Source organism: Flavonifractor sp. An4 (assembly GCF_002161755.1).
GTDB classification, from domain to species: Bacteria; Bacillota; Clostridia; order Oscillospirales; family Oscillospiraceae; genus Flavonifractor; species Flavonifractor avicola.
Genome location: NZ_NFIL01000118.1, coordinates 1 through 807, shown reverse-complemented (window position 1 = coordinate 807; position 807 = coordinate 1). Strand labels below are relative to the sequence as shown.

General features: G+C 49.3%; 2 tRNA genes and 2 rRNA genes. All 4 read right to left on the bottom strand.

The features are described from left to right. Nucleotides 1-107, bottom strand: a 23S ribosomal RNA gene (locus B5F94_RS16000); the annotation flags it as partial. A gap of 321 nt (nucleotides 108-428) precedes the next feature. Continuing rightward, nucleotides 429-505 (bottom strand) — tRNA-Ile (locus tag B5F94_RS15995). A 16-nt stretch (nucleotides 506-521) separates the two neighbouring features. After that, nucleotides 522-597: transfer RNA gene (locus B5F94_RS15990), tRNA-Ala, on the bottom strand. Nucleotides 598-703: 106 nt separating this feature from the next. Further along, nucleotides 704-807: ribosomal RNA gene (locus tag B5F94_RS15985) — 16S ribosomal RNA — on the bottom strand; the annotation flags it as partial.

Sequence of the window (807 nt, the reverse complement as noted above, 5' to 3'; positions counted from 1 at the left end):
GCGGGTCAAAGCTTATGTGCAGCTCACCGCAGCTTATCGCAGCTTGTCACGTCCTTCTTCGGCTCCTGATGCCAAGGCATTCCCCTTGCGCTCTTTATAGCTTGACCTTAGTAGAACAGCCATTTCTGAGCTGTTCTCTATTCGATCATGAATTATGCAGGCCTCACAGAAGTTTTGCAATTGGCTACATTGTTTTACCCATTCACTAGAACGGCTTTCGCCATTCTATCTTTAAGTTCCACAACATTGCTGTTATTGCCCTCTGTTGCTTGCTCTTCATACTTTCCATCTGCATTGTTCAGTTTTCAAGGTGCTGACTTCCAACCTCTTTCAAGGTCAGATCGAAACATCTGTCTCCAGGTGCTTCGATCCGGCTTCGAATCTCTATGGAAGTTCTTTTTGCTTACTTTTTCTTGCAAAAAAGTAAGTGGTGGGCCCAAGTGGACTCGAACCACCGACCTCACGATTATCAGTCGTGCGCTCTAGCCAGCTGAGCTATGGGCCCGTCTCGGTCCACTTCTTGGTGGAGATAATCGGGCTCGAACCGATGACCCCCTGCTTGCAAAGCAGGTGCTCTCCCAGCTGAGCTATACCCCCATCAATGCGTGTGCCCTCTAAATTAAACAACGTGAAAGTCACCTCTACTCCAGAAAGCTGACCGTAGGACGTTACAACAGAACTTGTTCTGTTGAAGTCTCCTTAGAAAGGAGGTGATCCAGCCGCACCTTCCGATACGGCTACCTTGTTACGACTTCACCCCAATTATCGAACCCACCTTCGGCCGCGCCCCCCTTGCGGTTAGGCTAC